Below are 17,561 nucleotides of genomic sequence, written 5' to 3'. Positions count from 1 at the left end.
TACGTTCGAAGGGCAACGTGCCGTCGAGGTCGCCGGGGGTGAGACATGGGTGTCCGTGCGTGGTGGCATCGGTCCGGGCGATCCCGCACCGTGGAGCACCCGGCTGCCCCGACGACGCTCGAGCTCCGCATCCACGGCGTCAGCAACACGCCGCCGGCCGCGATGCTCGGGCTGCCGCGCGAGGAGATCGAGCGGTCCTCGATCGACCGGTTCGGCAACTCCGGTGATGACGGCGCGAGCTTCTGGTCGCCGACAGCAAAGGCCCGCGCGCGCGACACGGTGCCGACCGCCGACTACGGGCCTGACGCCGCGCCGTCCGCCATCCCTGCCGACGTGCACCGGGAGGCCTACTCGTGGGGTGCGCTCGCGCGGCTGTCCGTGCTGCCCGGCGGCAGAGCGATGGGTGTCGCGGCGCTGGCGGCGATCCGTTCCCTGTGGATCCTCGTGGTCCCCCTGGGTCTCGCGAACGCCGCCTACTGGGCGCGGGAGATCACGGGCGGCAGGCTCGACTCGGCGCACGGCGGGCGGGCGCAGGCCTCCGTGGTGCGGCTCTTCGCCTTCGTCCTGACCCTGTTCCTCGTGGCGACGACGCTCACGCTGGCGCTCGACGTCGTCGGCCGCCAGTGCTTCGACCGGGTCTCCGAGACCGCGGTGCGCACCTGCGCGGCGCTGCCGACGTGGATGTCCGCCGCGGCGTTCTGGACGAACGGCCAGCGGACCGCCGTCCTGATGCTGGTGCCGCTGGTCCTCGTCCTGGCGCTGTGGCTGCTCGCGCACACGAACCGCACGCGGTACGAGTCGCGGATGTCGTCCACCAAGGCGACGGCGCGCGACGGGGCACCGGGGGAGAGCGCCGCGACCGCGGACACCACCGATCCGAGCTTCCCGCTCCTGTCGGTCCCGGGCTTCTGGAGCCACGACGTGCTGACCGTCACGACGACGCGGCTGCACGTGACCGGAGGGTTCGCCCTCGTCGGCATGCTGACCGCGTGGTCCGTCGCGGCGCGCCCGGCCGAGGCGTGCGGGAGCCTGCGCACCATCTTCACCTGTGACCTGGCGGGGCTCGACCTGCCGCTGGTCGTCGCGGCGGGCAGTGGCGGGCTGCTGCTGGCCGCCGTGCTGGTCCGAATCTTCATCGACGCCGGCGGCAGCGCCGACGTGCCGCTCAAGGTCCGGCCCGCCAGCGTCGGCGGGACCCGCTACGACGGCGCGCGCTCGCGGGCGTGGGGGCTCGGGCTCCTCGTGGCGTCGTTCGCGCTCGTCGCGGCAGTCGGGTGGCGGGTGCTGATCGTCCCCGACGGTCCCGACCAGCGGCTGGTCGGGCTTGTCGTCGCCCCGACGGCCCTCGTGATGGCGATGGTCGGCCTCGTCGTCGCGGCCGCGCGCTGGCGCACGCACATCGGCGTCGGGTCGTGGATCGTCTTCGCCCTCGGGTACGGGGCGTTCGGCCTGGCGGTCGGGCTCCCGCACGACGTCGGATGGCGGCCCCTGGCCCTGGCGGTCGGGGTCGTCGCGCTGAGCGGTTACGTCGCCCCGACGTTCGCCACGCGCTCCACCCGGCACCTCGGATGGCGCGGCGCCGGGTCCGCGGTGTTCATGGCGCTCGCGGCAGGCCTCGCGCTGCTGCTGTCGAGCGCGGTCGTCGTGGGTGGGGTCGCCGTGCTCAACGCGCCGGAGGCCGAGAAGCGGTACGTGGTGGTCGAGCCTGGCGCCGACGGCGGTGTCGTGGGCACCGATGCAGACGCCGCTGGAGACGGGGACGGCGCGGCGGTCGATCGGGACGTCGCCGGGGACGGCACCGGCGACACCGAGGTCGCGGCTGTGGACGTCGTGCACGACACGCTGCGCTCGACGACCGAGGCGCCCGACCTCGTGCGGGCACCACGCCCGTACAGCGAGTTCGGGGTCGTGTCGGTCGTCGGTCTGGGCCTTGCCCTCGTCGTGGTCCTGGCGGTCGCGCTCGTGATGCTGGTGCACCGCGGCACGGACCTGCCCCGCGCGGGCGCCGGGTGCGCGGGTCGGCCGCCGCCGGAGGTGGGGGACCTCGAGCGCGAGCGGGTGGCCGCGGCCCGGCGACTCGCGGCGGCGGCGCACCGGGCGGAGCCGGTGGTGGGCGCGGTGGCCGTCGTCTTCGTGCTCGCGCTCCTTGCCGTGCCGCTGCTCGACGCGACCTCTGCCGTCCCTGGCGCGACCTCGTCGGAGCCCTACGGCTGGGACGTGCACGCCTTCGCGCCGGCGACCCTCCTGGTGCTCGGGTCGCTGACCGTCGCCCTCGTCGGGAGCGCGGCCGTCTCCGGCGGCGCGACGGCGGCGCGACCCCTCGGGCTCTTCTGGGACCTCGTCGCGTTCCTGCCGCGCTCGGCGCACCCGTTCGGGCCCCCGTGCTACTCGGAGCGGGCCGTGCCGGAGCTTGCGGCCAGGGTCGACGCGTGGCTCGGCGTGCGACCGGACGGCACCCGGGACCCGGACCGCGCCCGGAACCGGGTCGTGCTCTCGGCGCACAGCCTGGGCGGCGTCCTCGCGGTCGCGGCGGTCCTGGGGCGCGAACGCCCACCCCAGGACGCCGAGCGTGTCTCGCTCCTCACCTTCGGCACCCAGCTGCGGGCCCTGTTCGGGCGCTTCTTCCCGGAGCTGCTCGGACCCGACGTGCTCGGGACCACGTCCATCGAGTCGGCGAGGTTCTGGAGCGCCGACCCGTGGCGGTACACGACGGAGCGGGTCCCTCTGCGCCCCCACCCGCGCTCGGTGCTCGGGCGCCTCGCCGACCCTGCGGGCGGCCGCCCGTACCGCTGGATCGGGCTGTGGCGGCGCACCGACTACCTCGGGTTCCCCGTCGCGAGCGACGGCTGCACCGACGTCGACCGTCCCGCCGAGGAGGTGCTCGAGCAGTCCTACCTCTTCGCCGTCCAGACCCACTCCGACTACCCGGCCACCCGGGCCTACCGGGCCGCGCTGCACGACGTGCTCGACGCGCGCGCCGGATCGGCGAGAAGCTAGCGCGGCGGGGGACGGCGGCGGGAGACAATCGAACCGTGCAGACCCCCGACGAACCCGCCCCCACCGACCTGCCCGGCGTCGTCCGGATCACCGACCCCACCGACCCGCGGATCGCCGAGTACGCGAACCTCACCGACGTGCGCCTGCGCTCCAAGCACGAGCCCGCCAAGGGCCTCTACATCGCGGAGAGCGCGACCGTGATCGGCCGAGCGGTCGCGTCCGGTCACCGCCCGCGATCGTTCCTCATGTCCGACAAGTGGCTCCCCGCCCTCGCGCCGCTCATCGAGAACCTCCCCGCCTCGGACGACGGAGCCCCCGTCCCCGTGCACCTCGCCTCACCCGAGGTGATGGAGCAGATCACCGGGTTCAACGTGCACCGCGGCGCGCTCGCATCGATGCACCGGCCCCCGCTGCCGTCGGTGCGCGACCTGCTCGCGGGCGCCCGCGGGGGAGCCGGGGCCCGGCGCGTCGCCGTGCTCGAGGACATCGTCGACCACACCAACGTCGGCGCGATCTTCCGCTCCGCCGCCGCCCTCGGCGTCGACGCCGTCCTCGTCTCACCGCGCTGCGCCGACCCGCTCTACCGACGCTCGGTGCGGGTCTCGATGGGTACCGTCTTCCAGGTCCCGTGGACCCGCCTCGACGCCTGGCCACGAGGCCTCGACGACCTGCGCGCCGAAGGGTTCACCGTGGCGGCGCTGGCGCTCGCGGACGACGCGGTGTCGCTCGACGACCTGGAGGCCGACGCGCCCGAGCGGCTCGCGCTGGTGCTCGGTACGGAGGGCGACGGGCTCTCGACGACGGCCGTCGCGGCGTCCGACATCGTGGTGAAGATCCCGATGGCCGGGGTGGTGGACTCGCTGAACGTGGCTGCGGCGAGCGCGGTGGCGTTCTGGGCGACACGGGTCTGAACGGCACGCCATGTCGGGCGCAGGGGGCAGGGCGCGCTCGGCTACCCGAGCGCCGACTCCAAGGTCACGCGCAGCCACGCGCGATAGGCATCGACCGTCCAGGCCTCGTCGATGACGAGCGAGCGGTAGGTGCTCGGATGACCGATCGTCCAGAGAGTCGCCGCGGCCTGCTCGTCGGTCGTGCCCGAGGTCAGACCGCCGAGCTCGCGGAGGAGGCTGCTGCACGCTGGTAGTTGTGCAGGCGCTGGCGCGCGCGTGCGCGCTCCAGCTCCGCGGCACCCTCGTCCAGTGACGCGGCCTGCCGGATGATCCAGTGGATCGGTGCCGTGCGTTCGTTCACCTCGACGAACCAGTCCGCGAGCATGTGGACCAGATCCACGGGATCACTGATCTCGCTCGTTCGCTCAGCCATGAACACGGGCACCGGTGTGGGCGACCGGGGGCCCGACGCGGCCGCGTCCAGCACCGCTGAGAGCACGGCGACCTTGTTGCCGACCGAGTTGTAGATCGTCTGGACCGCGACTCCCGCACGCTGGGCGATCGCCCCGATCGAGCTGCCCGTGTAGCCCTGCTCGGCGAAGAGCTGCGCCGCAGCATCAACAACCTGCGAGCGGGTCGTAGCGGCGAGCGTGTGCCGGAGCGAGGGTGCGCTCTGTGATTCCTCGAGCATTTCGTTAGAGTACCATTCTAGTAAGTAGAAGCGTATGCTAACGGTTCGGACGTGGAGGTCCACCATGACGACGAACAGCACACGTGTCTCGACCGTGATCGTGGGAGCGGGGCAGTCCGGTCTGGCGACCGGCTACTGGTTGAAGCAGCGCGGTGAGACGTTCGTGATCCTGGACAGGGACCGACAGGTCGGCGATGTCTGGCGCAGACGCTGGGACTCGCTGCGGCTGTTCACGCCCGCCCGGTACTCGGCGCTTCCCGGCATGGCCAGCGCGCTGCCCCCGGTGCTTACGCCGGCAAGGACGTCGTCGCCGACTACCTGGCGGACTACGCGGCACGCTTCGACCTGCCGGTGCGATCGGGAGTCAGTGTCGATTCGCTGGGCTCGGTCGACGGCTGCTTCTCCGTCGGCACCAGCGCGGGAACCCTGACCGCCGAGAGTGTCGTGATCGCGACGGGCGCAAACACGACGCCGTCGAGGCCCGACTTCGCTGCGGAGCTGGATGCGGAGATCCACCAGCTGCACGCCGGCGAGTACCGCAGTCCGAGTTCGGTGGCCCCCGGACCGGTTCTGGTCGTCGGGGCCGGCGCGTCCGGCGTAGAGATCGCCCTGGAGCTGGCTGCGAGTCACCCCACGTATCTCGCTGGTCGTCCGACACCGCACATCCCTGCCGCGGTCTTCACGCTGGCCGGCGGTGCGTACTGGGCATTCGTCAACGGCGTGCTCACCACGAGCACTCCGATCGGGCGCAGGGCGTCGTCGACGTTCCACGCAAGGGGTGGCCCGCTGATCGGGACCTCGATGAAGGAGGTGGTGGGTGCCGGGGTGATCCCGCTCCCGCGCCTGACCGGAGTCCAGGGAGGGTTGCCGGTCGCCGATGGTGCGGTGGTCCCACCGCCGAAGACGGTGATCTGGGCGACCGGATATCGACCGGACCTGGGCTGGATCGACGGTCTGGAGCGGGACCGGTACGGGCTCCCGGTGACCGACCGGGGCGTCGTGGAGAGCGCTCCGGGTCTGTACTTCGTGGGGATGCCTTTCCAGTACGGGCTGACCTCGGGACTGATCGGCGGGGTCGGTCGGGATGCCGACTACGTCGCTGGGCGGATCGCCGAGCAGCGTCGGCGCGCCCTGGCGATCGGGGAGTAGTGGCGACGTCACGGAGGACGTGACGTGGCACCATGGCCTGACCCGACGATGGAGAACGTTTTCGATGACGAGCCTGTTCGCGCCGCCCACGCCCGGTCGCACCCCTGATCCGTCTCTCGCGCACCGGCGAGCGAACGCCACGCTGACGCTCCAGCAACCCGACGGAACGCCCCTGGCCGACACCGACGTCACCGTCGAACAGACGCGCCACACGTTCCTGTTCGCGAACATCGCCGAGGACTTCCTGGCGACGGCCCAGACCTCGACCGCCGGCGACGTCCCGCAGAACCGGGTCGAACTCCTCGACGGGGAATCACCCCAGGACTGGGCCGATCGTGTCGAAGCTCTCTGGCACGACGTCTACAACGCAGGGACGCTCCAGTTCTACTGGGGCAGCTTCGAGCCGGAACGTGGCGCCCCGCGCACCGAGCCGATGCGTCGCCTCGCGCAGCGCTACCGGGACCGCGGCACCGTGCTCAAGGGCCACCCGCTCGTCTGGCACACCGTCTGCGCCCCGTGGCTCCTCGACGAGCCCGTCGACGAGATCGAGCGTCTGCAGCGCGAGCGCATCCGCCGCGACGTGGCCGAGTTCGCCGGCCTCGTCGACATGTGGGACGTGATCAACGAGGTCGTGATCATGCCGGTGTTCGACAAGGAGGACAACGGCATCACGCGCCTCGCCCGTGAGCGAGGGCGCATCGAGATGATCCGGATGGGCTTCGAGGAGTCGCGCGCGACCAACCCGACAGCGACGCTCCTGCTCAACGACTTCGACATGTCCACCGCGTACGAGTGCCTCATCGAGGGCGTGCTCGAGGCGGGCATCACCATCGACCGGCTCGGCCTCCAGTCGCACATGCACCAGGGCTACTGGGGCGAGGAGAAGACGTTGGACGTCCTCGACCGCTTCTCGCGCTACGGGATCCCGATCCACTTCACCGAGACCACCCTGCTCTCCGGCGACCCGATGCCGGCGCACATCAAGGATCTCAACGACTACGCGCCCGCCACCTGGCCATCGACCGAGGAGGGCGAGCAGCGTCAGGCCGACGAGCTCGTGCGACACCACCGCACCCTGCTGTCGCACCCGAGCGTCGAGGCCGCGACGTACTGGGGGTTGACGGACGCCGGGATGTGGCTCGGGGCGCCCGGTGGCCTCGTGCGCGCCGACGGCACCCCGAAACCCGCGTACGACGCCTTCCGCGACCTGGTCAAGGGGAGTGGTGGCACGGCCCGACGACGTACCGGACCGATGGCGATGGCCGCGTGCGGTTCTCGGGGTTCCTGGGCGACTACCGGCTTCAGGCCCGTGGCGCGGAGGCGCAGGTGTCGCTGGACGTCGCCGGGACCACCGTGATCGACGTCGTGCTGCGGCCGTCGGTGGCGACGGCGGACACTGACGCCTGAGGGGCTCCGGATCACCACGACTGCGCGATCAGGTCCCGCCGAGGAGCTCGTCGCGCAGGACCTCGTTGACGAGGTCGCGGCCATCGAGCAGCCGGGTCGCGTTCTCGGCGAACATCCGCACGATGCTGAGGGTCTGGTCGTCGCGCCGTGCCGCCGTGTGCGGTGAGATCAGGACGTTGTCCAGGGACCAGAGCGGGTGGTCGCGCGGGAGCGGCTCCGGGTCCACGACGTCGAGGCCCGCGAACCCGACGGTGCCGTCCTCCAGCGCCGCGACGAGAGCCGCGGTGTCCACCGAGCTCCCACGCCCGACATTGACGACGAGGGTGCCCGGGAGCATCCGGGACAGGACGTCCCGGGAGAGGACGTGACGCGTGCCGTCGGCCTCGGGCAGTGCAAGGACGATCGCGTCGACGTCCGGGACCACGTCGGCGAACGACTCGAGCGGTACGACCGGCTCGACCCCGTCGACGTGACGGGGTGTCCGGTTCACGCCGACGACACGGGCGCCCAGGCCCTGGACAGCCCGAGCGCATTCACGCCCGATGTGTCCGAGGCCGACGACTGCGACCGTCGCCTGGGCGAGGTGCGTCATGGTCCACGGTGGCGCCCACTCGCGCCGGCGCTGCTGGGCCTGCAGTCGTGGCAGGTCCTTGGCGCCGGCCAGCAAGCACAGCAGGGCGAACTCGGCGAGCGGCTGCCCGTGCGGGCCCGCCGACGTCGTGAAGCGGACCCGATCGATCTGCGCCGGGGTGAGGCCGGCGCGCCGGACCTCGGCCGCTGTGCCGGAGGCCATGCCGTGCACCCAGCGCAGCCGGGGGTTGTCGCTCACGACCTCGGCTATCTTCTCCGGTCCCTCAGGCGGCAGACCGAAGAGCGCGTCGGCCGTCGAGTGCTGGTCGTGGATCTCGATCCGTGGTTCGAGCGTCACGAGCTGCGCCGCCAGGTCGGCGTCGAGCGGAGCCGCGAGCGCGACCCTCAGCGGCGTGCGGGTCACGCCTTCACCGAGCCGCCCAGCGCACCCGCCGCGATGTATCGCTGAGCGAACACGAGCAGCACGATCGCGGGGATCGATGCCATCACTGCGGTCGCCATCACGGGCGACCAGCTCTGCACCTCGCCACCGAGATAGTCGTAGATGCCGAGCGTCACCGTCTTGACGTCGGGCGACGTGGTCAGGGTGAGGGCGAAGATGAAGTCGCTCCATGCGAAGAGGAACGCGAACAGCCCTGCCGTGATGATCGCGTTCAGGCTCACCGGCACGACGACGGACACGAACGCGCGGACGTGACCCGCGCCGTCCACCCTCGCGGCCTCGACGATCGACATCGGCAGTGCGCGCATGAACGCTCCGATGATCAGGATCGCGAACGGGATGCCATGGGTCGCGTCCGCGAGGATCAGGCCCGGGACCGAGTTGAGCATGCCGAGATCGTTGTAGACGACGTAGAGCGCGTTGGCGATCACGATGCCGGGGATCATCTGGGCGATCAGCAGGGCGAACGAGAACCAGGCGATGCCCCGCAGCCGGAACTTCGCGATCGCGTATGCCGCGGGCGTCGCGATCAGGAGTGTGACAGCGACCGCGCCGAGGGCGACGACGATGCTGGTCAAGAGGTTGCCGCTCTGCTGGGTGATGGCCTTCTCGTAGCCTGCGAGGCTCGGGTTCAGCGGCAGGAACGAGCTGCTCGCCGCCATCCCCGCGTCCTGGAACGAGGCGTTCACCATCCAGTACACGGGGAAGAGCATGACTGCGAGGAAGACGATGCCGAGGGTGGTTGATGCGAGGGCGCGCGTGCGCTTGCGGGAGCTCATGTTTGACCTCACTCGTCGACCGGGGCGCGATTGACCCGGAGGTAGACGACTGCGAACACCAGGGAGACGACGATGAGGATGTTGCTCACCGCGGCGCCTGTGCCGAAGTCGAACTGGACGAAGGAACGGTGGTACGAGTCGGTGGCGAGCGTCTGAGTCGAGTTCGCTGGTCCGCCCCCGTGAGCCCGAGGATCACGTCGAGCACCTTGAGGGTGTAGACGACTCCGAGGACGAGGACGACGCTCACGACCGCCCGCAGGTTCGGCCAGGTGATCGACCAGAACGCGCGCCACCCGGTGGCGCCGTCGAGAGCGCCGGCCTCGTACAGCTCTTCCGGGATGTCCTGCAGCCCGCCGTACAGCAGCGAGACGTTGAACGGGATGCCGAGCCAGACGTTGACGCCCACGACCGCGACGAGCGCGAGGTCGGGGCTCGTCAGCCACGGTACCGGGTCGGCGACGATCCCGAGCCCCATCAGTGTCTGGTTCAGCACTCCGCTGTCCTGGTCGAGGATCCACTTCCACACCGCCGTCGACGCGATGAGCGGAAGCAGCCACGGCAGGAGAAGCATCGACCGCAGCACGCCGTTGAGCGGGAACTTCCGGTTGAAGTACAGCGCGAGCAGCATGCCGAGGGTGAACTGGCCGATGATCGACCCGATCGTGAACAGCGCGGTGTTCGTGAGCGTCGTCGTGAACAGGCTCCCGGTGACGACGTCGACATAGTTCTGCAGGCCGACCCAGGGGGCCTCGCCGGTGACGAAGGAGCGGGTCGTGTACTCCTGGAACCCCATCGTCACCGACTTCAGGACCGGATACCCGAAGAACAGGGCGACATAGACGATCGCGGGGATCACGAACGCCCAACGGACGAGCAGTTCCCGGCGGGCGGCTGTCGATCGACCGCGCGGCGGCGCGGGGTCACTGATCGGCGCCTCCGTGGACTGGAGCGTGGTGGTCACGGTGATCATCCCTCCTCGAACATGGTCGTGGTGGCTGGTCCTGCTACTGGTCCTGGGCCTGCGCCAGGGCCTCGGACGGGCTTGCCTCGCCGGTCAGCGCGAGCTGCTCGGCGGTGTAGATGCGCGTCGCGGCGTCGGGCCACTGCGTCCCGAGCAGCGCGGTCCGGGCACGTGCGGTCTGGACCGTGTCGACGAACGCTGCGATGAGCGGTTCGTCGGCTGCGGCCTGGTCCGCGACCTCTGTCCGGGACGGCACCGCTCCGCGACCGGTGGCCATGGTCAGCTGGTGGTCGTCGCCGACGATGCAGTCGACGAACTCGCCGGCCGCGGCCATGCGGTCGGCGTCGCCGGTGTTCGGGACCGTGAAGGCCTCGCCACCCAGAGGCGCGACCGGGTCCTGCTCGGCGGTGCGCGTCGGGATCGTGACCACGTCGAAGCTCAGGCCCTCGGCGGCGTCGAGCGAGGGGAGGTTCCACGGGCCGTTGACCATCATCGCGGCCTTGCCGGCGATGAACTGGTCGTTGACGTCGTTCTGTGACCAGGTGACGACGCTCTGCGAGGCCGAGCCGTCGTCGACGAGCCGGGTGACCAGGTCGAGGGCCTCGACGGTCTCCGGTGCGGTGAGGTCGTCCTCGTGGCCGCCGTTGGACCACATGAAGGGCAGGAACTGCCATGTGCCCTCGAACGTGTTCGTCCCGCTGAACGCGACGCCGTAGGTGTCGCCGTCCGTGAGCGACGCCGCTGCGGACTCGAGCTCGTCCCACGTCGTGGGCGGGGTGACGCCGGCCGCGTCGAGCAGGTCCTGGTTGTAGAAGAGCGCGAGCGAGTTGACGACCGGGACGACCCCGTACAGGTCGTCCTCGTACGTGCCGGCCTGGACGACGCCGTCGGCGTACCCGTCGGTCGAGATCCCGTAGTCGGTGAGGGGGAGAGTGCCCCAGCCTCGGCGATCTGCTGTACATCGGGATTGTCGAGCATCAGGACGTCGGGCAGCGTCTGGGACGACGCCTGCTGCAGCACCGAGGCGATCAGGCCGCTGCCCGCGACGTGGTTGGGCGTGACGCTCACGCCGACCTCTTCGGCGCACTGCTCGTAGATGGGGTCGTAGACCGCCGCGCTCGTCTCGGACAGCGTGTCGGTGAGCGTCAGCTCGAGCGAGCCGTCGGCGGACCCTGCGCCCGAGGAGTCGCCGTTCGAGCAAGCGGTCAGGGCGAGCACGCACGCTCCGGTGAGGGCCGTGGTCAGTATCAGTAGTCGCTGCATGTCGAAAGCTCCCTTGCTTCGTCCCGGGGCATCTTCGCTGCGCCGCGGGCTGTGTGGTGAGGACCGTAGACACGTCGGGCACGGCTGGTCAAGCGCTTGACCAGAATTAGGTACTCGCGGTTTACTACTGCGGCGGAAGATGCTAGACATCAGGGGCCGGAATGGTCCTGGCACTCGAGGAGGAGTCATGGCAACGATGCGCGACGTCGCGCAGAGGGCAGGTGTGTCGATCTCGACGGTCTCCTTCGTCGTGAACGACACGAAGCCCGTCGCACCCGCGACCAGAGCGCGGATCGAGGCCGCGATGATTGAGCTCGGCTACCGTCGCAACGCGTTCGCACGTGCGCTCGCCAGCAGTCGGAGCAGCATCGTCGCGATCGCCTTCCCCGCGCTCGAGCACCGTCTCGGCGCGACCGCGATGAGCATCGTGACCAGCGCGTCCGTCGCCGCGGCCGAGCGAGGCTTCAACCTCGTCATGTGGCCCGTGAGCAACGACGCGAGTCAGCTGGAGGACTACATCGGCAGCGGCCTCGTCGACGGGCTGCTCCTGATGGAGGTCCAGCAGAAGGACCCGCGCGTCGCACTCGTCGAAGAACGGGGACTGCCGTACCTGCTGATCGGCAGGACCGAGGACTCGTCGCAGCAGGACTACGTCGACATGGACTTCGAACGGACCGTCACCGACGCGATGGACCACCTGACCGGGCTCGGGCACCGTGAGATCGCGCTCGTCGTCGGCAGCCTCGGCGACAACACCCTGCCCGGATACGGCCCGATCGTGCGGACCGAGGCGGCCTACCGGCGACGTGTCGCGTCGCTCGGCCTGCGCGACCACGTGGTCGCCTGCGAGCAGACCCCGGTCGCCGGACGGGACGCCGCTCGGCGGATCCTGGACGAGGTTCCGTCGACCACAGCGGTGATCGTCCTCAACGACGACGCGGCGAGCGGGGTGGTGCGCGGCATGGAGCGCGCGGGCCGCGCCGTGCCCGACGACGTCTCCGTCTTCTCGGTCGCCACGTCACCCGACGTCGTCGCGCTCGCCGACCCCACGCTCAGTGCCCTGATGGCGCCCGGCCGCGAGATGGGTCGCCGCGCCGTCGACGGCCTGCTCGATCGGCTCGAAAATCCTACGGTCCCCCGCACCCAGGTGCTCGTGCCATGCGAGCTGGCGCTCGCGGGGTCGACCGGACCCGCCCCTGCACCGAACCGCTGATCCCGACCGAAGGAAACGACTGATGAAGTTCACCGACGGCTTCTGGCACCTGCGCTCCGGCGTCACCGGCCACTATGCGCGCGAGGTCGACCGTGTCGACGTCTCGGCCGACGCGCTGCGCATCCTCGCCCGCACGAAGGTCTCGACCAGCCGCGGAGACCTGCTCAACCAGCCGACGCTGACCACGACGATCACCTCACCTGCCCCCGGCGTCGCCCGGGTGCGGGTGGTCCACCACGCCGGGCAGCGTGACGTCGAGCGCTTCGAGATCTCCGAGCAGCCCTCCGAGGTCAAGACCGACCGCCGAGGGACCACCACGAGCCTGCGCACAGGTGACCTCGTGGTCTCGATCGACGACGACGCGCCGTGGGACCTTCGCTTCGACGTCGCGTCGGACGGCGGACCTCCCCGCCGGCTCACCGGCGCCGGTCACAAGTCCGTCGCCTGGTTCGACGTCGCACCCGAGGCGCTCGTGGAGCCGACGCCCTTCGACGTGCGCCGAGAGCAGCGGTCCGGGTACGTCATGACGCAGCTCGACCTAGGCGTCGGCGAGCTCGTGTACGGGCTGGGGGAACGCTTCGGCCCCCTGGTCAAGAACGGTCAGTCCGTCGATCTCTGGAACGCCGACGGCGGCACGTCGAGCGAGCAGGCGTACAAGAACGTGCCGTTCTACCAGACCAACCGGGGCTACGGAGTCTTCATCAACGACCCGGGCCACGTGTCGGTCGAGGTCGGCTCGGAGGCCGTCGAGCGGGTGCAGTTCTCGGTGCCCGGCGAGGTTCTCGAGTACTTCGTCATCCAGGGAGAGACACCGGCCGAGGTCCTGCGCCGGTACACCGGACTCACCGGTCGTGCCCCCGAGGTGCCGGCGTGGAGCTACGGGCCGTGGCTCAGCACCAGCTTCCTGACCGACTACGACGAAGCGACCGTCAACGGGTTCATCGACGGGATGCGCGACCGCGGGCTGCCGCTCTCCGTCTTCCACTTCGACTGCTACTGGATGCGTGGCCTCAACTGGTGCGACTTCGTCTGGGACCCGGCGGTGTTCCCCGACCCGGAGGCCATGCTCGCGAGGTTCCACGAGCGCGGACTGCGGGTGTGCGTGTGGATCAACTCGTACATCGCCCAGGAGTCGCCGCTGTTCGCCGAGGGGATGGAGAGCGGCTATCTCGTGCGCCGCGCCGACGGCTCGACGTGGCAGTGGGACCGCTGGCAGGCAGGCATGGGGCTCGTGGACTTCACCAACCCGGACGCCCGCGAGTGGTTCAAGAGCAAGTTGCGCGTCCTGCTGCGCCAGGGCGTCGACGCCTTCAAGACCGACTTCGGCGAGCGGATCCCGACCGACGTCGTCTGGCACGACGGCTCGGACCCGGTGCGGATGCACAACTACTACACGCACCTGTACAACCGCACGGTCCACGAGGTGCTGGTGGAGGAGCGGGGCGAGAAGGAGGCGCTGCTCTTCGCGCGCTCCGCCACCGCCGGCGGCCAGCAGCTGCCCGTCCACTGGGGCGGCGACTCCACGTCGAGCTATGCGTCGATGGCCGAGACGCTGCGGGGCGGCCTGTCGCTCGCCCTCAGCGGGTTCGCCTACTGGAGCCACGACATCGGAGGGTTCGAGGGCACCCCTGACGCGGGCGTCTACAAGCGGTGGACGGCCTTCGGGTTCCTCTCGAGCCACAGCCGCTACCACGGCAGCGAGTCCTACCGGGTGCCATGGATGTTCGACGAGGACGAGACCGACCCGCAGAGCGCCGTCGCCGTCACCCGTCGGTTCTCCGTGCTGAAGAACCGGCTCGCGCCGTACCTCGTGGCCGCCGGACGCGAGGCTGCGGCGACCGGTATGCCGCTCATGCGGCCGATGATGCTGGAGTTCACCGACGACCTGACCGCGCAGCAGCTCGACCGCCAGTACATGCTCGGCCCCGACCTCCTCGTCGCGCCGGTCTTCGACGCCGAGGGGATCGTCGACGTCTACCTGCCTGCGGGCGAATGGGTGAGCCTGCTCAGCGGCACGCGCGTCACCGGTGGGCGCTGGGTCCGTGAGACCCACGGCTTCGACTCGCTTCCCCTGTACGTGCGGCCCGGCGCTGCGATCCCGCTCCAGGATTCCGGGGACCGCCCCGACGGCGACCACCTCGACGGGTTGAGCGTCCTCGTGAACGCTGTCGCCGAGACCGACTGGGTCCGTCAGGTCTCTGTCGTGGCCGACGACGGCAGCGAGCACACGTTCGTCGTGCGCCGGGAAGGCGGCGCGACGATCGTCGAGTCCGGCCTGGCCAACGGGTGGTCGGCGCAAGCGGTGGGTCGGGCCGCGGTACCCGCCGAGGACGGGATCGTGCGCCTCGAGGACTGAGGACGAACGCAGGCAGGCCGCACGCACGTGGTGTGGTCGGCTAGTTGTGATGTCCAGGGATGTTGTCCTGGTGTTTGACGGAGAGTCGTCCTGACAGGCGAAGGCCTCCGGTTGTGAAGTGGAGCTGTCTAGTTCACCGCTTCACCAACCGGAGGCCTTCGTGTCCCACGCTAACGCTGCTTTGACCCCACGAGCCCGTGCTCGACTCGCGGTTCTCGTCATCGATCGCGGTTGGACTCACGCCGCCGCCGCCAAGATGTTCATGGTCAGCCCGCGGACCGCGAAGAAGTGGGCGGACCGCTACCGCGCCGAGGGACCGGCCGGGATGGTCGACCGCACCTCACGACCCCACATCAGCCCCACGAGAACGCCGCCGCAGGTCGTGAAGAAGATCATGGCTCTGCGTTGGCGTAGGCGACTGGGCCCGGTCCAGATCGGCGGCCGGCTCGCGATCCCGGCTTCCACTGTCCACGCGGTGCTCGTGCGCTGCCAGATCAACCGGCTCTCGCGCATCGACCGGGTCACCGGTGAACCATTGCGTCGCTACGAGCACGACCATCCCGGGTCGCTGATCCACGTCGACGTCACCAAGTTCGCCAACATCCCCGATGGTGGCGGGCACAAGTTCCTCAGTCGCCAGCAGAGCAGGGCCAACGCCATTGCCACAGCCCACCGCACGGGCGAACGCGGCAAGGGCCACCGGCCACGTATCGGGATCGCCTACCTGCACACGGTCATCGACGACCACTCCCGGGTCGCCTACGCCGAGATCCACTCCGACGAGAAGTCCCAGACCGCGACCGGCGTGCTTCGTCGCTCCGTTGCATGGTTCGCCGAGCGCGGCGTCAGCGTGGAACGGGTGCTGTCCGACAACGGCAGCTGCTACCGCTCGCACACCTGGCGAGAGACTTGCGCCGAACTCGAGATCACCCACAAGCGGACCCGGCCCTACCGTCCACAGACCAACGGCAAGATCGAACGCTTTCACCGCACACTGGGCGACGGATGGGCCTACACACGCTTCTACGCCTCGACCCAGGAACGCAACGACGCTCTACCCGCTTGGCTGCACTTCTACAATCACCACCGAGCCCACTCCGCCATCGGAGGCAAACCACCGGTCACTCGACTGACCAACCTCCCTGGACATCACAGCTAGTCCTTCCGGGGCGCGACGCCCCGGACGTTCGCGACGTCGAACCTCGCGCGCGACCCCTCGAGCTTGGCTGCCGCCGCTGCTGCGACGTCGATACCGAGCACGTCGGCGAGCCGGAGGAGGTAGATCAGCACGTCGCTGATCTCCTCGCCGGCTCGCCGCCGCCGCGCCACGTCCTCGAACTGGGAGACCGCCTCGTCGGCGGGTACCCACTGGAACAGCTCGGCCAGCTCTCCGACCTCGCCGACGAGCGCGAGGATGAGTGACTTGGGGTCGTGAAACTGCTCCCAGTCGCGCTCGCGGGAGAACTCGCGGATCTGTCGGGTCAGGCTCGCCAGGGTCTCATCAGCCGTGCTCATGCTCGTTCCCTCCGATCTGTCGTCGTGCTGGCACCCGACTTCGCGCCGTGAAGTACGGGCGCAGATGCTCCCGCAGCGCCGGGTCGCACACGTACACGTACGTGCCCCGCATACCTCGGGACATCAGGACGGCGTAGACGTTCCGCACCATCGCGAGCACGTCGTCGTCGGTCACGGTGATGCCACGCATCGTCAGGTTGCTCTTGCCGCGCCTGTCGAAGTAGTGCGCCCGGTCGATGGCGACGGATCGCGTCGTGGCGTCGTAGTAGAGCTCCGGCCCGATGATCACCCCGACGTAGTTGAGGTCGTACCCCTGCACCGTGTGGATCGAGCCGACCTCGTCCAGGGAACCTGCCGAGTTGATCCAGTCGATGTCGCTCCGGTTCCAGCACAGCCGCATCCCGTCGAGCTCGATGTCGTAGGCGCCGGGGGAGTGGTCCTTCCTCGTTCTCCATTCCCAGGCGTACCCGGCCACCAGTCGCGACAGTCCGTGCTCCTCGTCGCGGCGGACGATCTCGTCCCGCATCGCCGACGCGCTCTCGAAGAATCGCAGGTCGTAGGTCGCGAAGGTCCTGGCGTCGGACGGCGGCTCGTCGCTCAGCACGTCCCGCACGTACCCGAGGTAGTCGCCCTCGGCGAGGACCCGCATCTGCGAGCTCAGCGGGTAGTGCCGCTTCGTCTCGACCGCTCGGGCGCGTAGCGCACCGAGCACCTGGCTCGGTATGTCGATCGGCCGAACGCTCTGGCCTTCGTCGACGAGGAACACCTGGTGGCGACTCTTGCGGACGATCCAGTCGATCTGTGTGAGCTGCTCCCAGTCCTCGCCGTCCCGGGCGAGTGCCTGGTTGATCGTTCGGAACCTGTTGAGCATGGCGCCGTTGGCCTGGGGTCCGTACTGCGCGAGCCGATGTGTCTCGTCGACGACGAGTAGGTCGAACGCTTCCGTGGCATTGGCGATGTCCGAGGGGAGAGCACCATCTTTCGGCTCAGCCCCGGAGTCTTGGCGAAGACCTTCTGCACCGAGGCTCGCAGCGACTGCTGGGGAACGACCAGGCCCAAGCGGCGCCCTTGGAGCAATTCGGCGTTGCCGGCGACGAAGAAGTCGCTGAACAGCAGCTCGGCGTCCGGGTTGTCGTGGTCGTTGCGCTCGCGGATGTCCGTGAGCAGCTTGAGGAGGTAGATCGCGACGATGGTCTTTCCCGTGCCGGGCCCGCCCTCGATGACCGCGGTGCTGGTCTGCCCGGCCTCAAGATCCTCCAGCAGACCCTCGACGATGTCCTCGATCGCGATCGCTTGGTCGTCGTTCA

General features: G+C 69.9%; 14 protein-coding genes and 1 pseudogene. 8 read left to right on the top strand and 7 right to left on the bottom strand.

Annotated elements, in window-relative coordinates:
- The first annotated feature begins 90 nt into the window (after positions 1-90).
- Entirely contained in the window at positions 91-2,997 is a 2,907-nt protein-coding gene (locus QUE47_RS14650; protein ID WP_286217888.1) for a hypothetical protein, read from the top strand.
- A 35-nt stretch (positions 2,998-3,032) separates the two neighbouring features.
- Positions 3,033-3,908, top strand: a complete 876-nt coding sequence (locus QUE47_RS14645) for a TrmH family RNA methyltransferase (RefSeq protein WP_434019698.1) — start codon at positions 3,033-3,035, stop codon at positions 3,906-3,908.
- Positions 3,909-4,098: 190 nt separating this feature from the next.
- Here the strand turns inward: QUE47_RS14645 and QUE47_RS14640 are convergent, their stop codons facing one another.
- On the bottom strand, positions 4,099-4,578 hold the full coding sequence (locus tag QUE47_RS14640) for a TetR/AcrR family transcriptional regulator (RefSeq protein ID WP_286217887.1): 480 nt from the start codon (positions 4,576-4,578) through the stop codon (positions 4,099-4,101).
- 34 nt (positions 4,579-4,612) lie between these two features.
- On the opposite strand from QUE47_RS14640, the gene QUE47_RS16985 reads away from it, so the two are divergent.
- The 3 genes from QUE47_RS16985 to QUE47_RS14630 all read left to right on the top strand — a co-directional run bounded on the left by QUE47_RS16985 (position 4,613) and on the right by QUE47_RS14630 (position 7,084).
- On the top strand, positions 4,613-5,008 hold the full coding sequence (locus QUE47_RS16985) for an NAD(P)-binding protein (protein ID WP_350227588.1): 396 nt from the start codon (positions 4,613-4,615) through the stop codon (positions 5,006-5,008).
- A complete protein-coding gene (locus QUE47_RS14635; protein WP_350227587.1) occupies positions 4,930-5,727 on the top strand; it encodes an NAD(P)-binding domain-containing protein in 798 nt (265 codons plus the stop codon). The genes QUE47_RS16985 and QUE47_RS14635 overlap by 79 nt, the downstream gene beginning before the upstream one ends.
- A gap of 64 nt (positions 5,728-5,791) precedes the next feature.
- Positions 5,792-7,084, top strand: a complete 1,293-nt coding sequence (locus tag QUE47_RS14630; protein WP_286217886.1) for an endo-1,4-beta-xylanase — start codon at positions 5,792-5,794, stop codon at positions 7,082-7,084.
- A 78-nt stretch (positions 7,085-7,162) separates the two neighbouring features.
- On the opposite strand, the gene QUE47_RS14625 is transcribed toward QUE47_RS14630, so the two are convergent.
- The 4 genes and pseudogenes from QUE47_RS14625 to QUE47_RS14610 form a co-directional block, all read right to left on the bottom strand.
- Complete coding sequence (locus QUE47_RS14625) at positions 7,163-8,128, bottom strand: D-2-hydroxyacid dehydrogenase (RefSeq protein ID WP_286217885.1); 966 nt, start codon at positions 8,126-8,128, stop codon at positions 7,163-7,165.
- Positions 8,125-8,946, bottom strand: a complete 822-nt coding sequence (locus QUE47_RS14620) for a carbohydrate ABC transporter permease (protein ID WP_286217884.1) — start codon at positions 8,944-8,946, stop codon at positions 8,125-8,127. Before QUE47_RS14620 ends, QUE47_RS14625 begins: the two co-directional genes overlap by 4 nt.
- A gap of 8 nt (positions 8,947-8,954) precedes the next feature.
- A pseudogene (locus QUE47_RS14615) lies at positions 8,955-9,916 on the bottom strand (carbohydrate ABC transporter permease).
- Positions 9,917-9,950: 34 nt separating this feature from the next.
- Entirely contained in the window at positions 9,951-10,994 is a 1,044-nt protein-coding gene (locus QUE47_RS14610) for a sugar ABC transporter substrate-binding protein (protein WP_286217883.1), read from the bottom strand.
- Positions 10,995-11,357: 363 nt separating this feature from the next.
- On the opposite strand from QUE47_RS14610, the gene QUE47_RS14605 reads away from it, so the two are divergent.
- From QUE47_RS14605 to QUE47_RS14595, 3 genes are all read left to right on the top strand, one after another.
- Positions 11,358-12,383, top strand: a complete 1,026-nt coding sequence (locus tag QUE47_RS14605) for a LacI family DNA-binding transcriptional regulator (RefSeq protein WP_286217882.1) — start codon at positions 11,358-11,360, stop codon at positions 12,381-12,383.
- Positions 12,384-12,405: 22 nt separating this feature from the next.
- Positions 12,406-14,739: an alpha-xylosidase gene (yicI, locus tag QUE47_RS14600; RefSeq protein WP_286217881.1), complete on the top strand. Its 2,334-nt coding sequence runs from the start codon at positions 12,406-12,408 to the stop codon at positions 14,737-14,739.
- A gap of 160 nt (positions 14,740-14,899) precedes the next feature.
- On the top strand, positions 14,900-15,898 hold the full coding sequence (locus tag QUE47_RS14595; RefSeq protein WP_286217880.1) for an IS481 family transposase: 999 nt from the start codon (positions 14,900-14,902) through the stop codon (positions 15,896-15,898).
- Here QUE47_RS14595 and QUE47_RS14590 read toward each other — a convergent pair.
- Together QUE47_RS14590 and QUE47_RS14585 are read right to left on the bottom strand one after the other, a co-directional pair.
- Positions 15,895-16,254 (bottom strand): nucleotide pyrophosphohydrolase, encoded by a 360-nt coding sequence (locus tag QUE47_RS14590; protein ID WP_286217879.1) that lies wholly within the window; start codon positions 16,252-16,254, stop codon positions 15,895-15,897. The genes QUE47_RS14595 and QUE47_RS14590 overlap by 4 nt on opposite strands.
- The gene (locus tag QUE47_RS14585; protein ID WP_286219528.1) at positions 16,241-17,212 is read right to left on the bottom strand and encodes a DNA/RNA helicase domain-containing protein; all 972 of its coding nucleotides are present in this window, start codon (positions 17,210-17,212) and stop codon (positions 16,241-16,243) included. The genes QUE47_RS14590 and QUE47_RS14585 overlap by 14 nt, the downstream gene beginning before the upstream one ends.
- Positions 17,213-17,561 lie beyond the last annotated feature (349 nt).

This window comes from Paraoerskovia sediminicola, assembly GCF_030296575.1.
GTDB lineage: Bacteria > Actinomycetota > Actinomycetes > Actinomycetales > Cellulomonadaceae > Paraoerskovia > Paraoerskovia sediminicola.
Note: the sequence above shows the minus strand (reverse complement) of the source record. Positions and strands in the feature narration are given on the sequence as shown.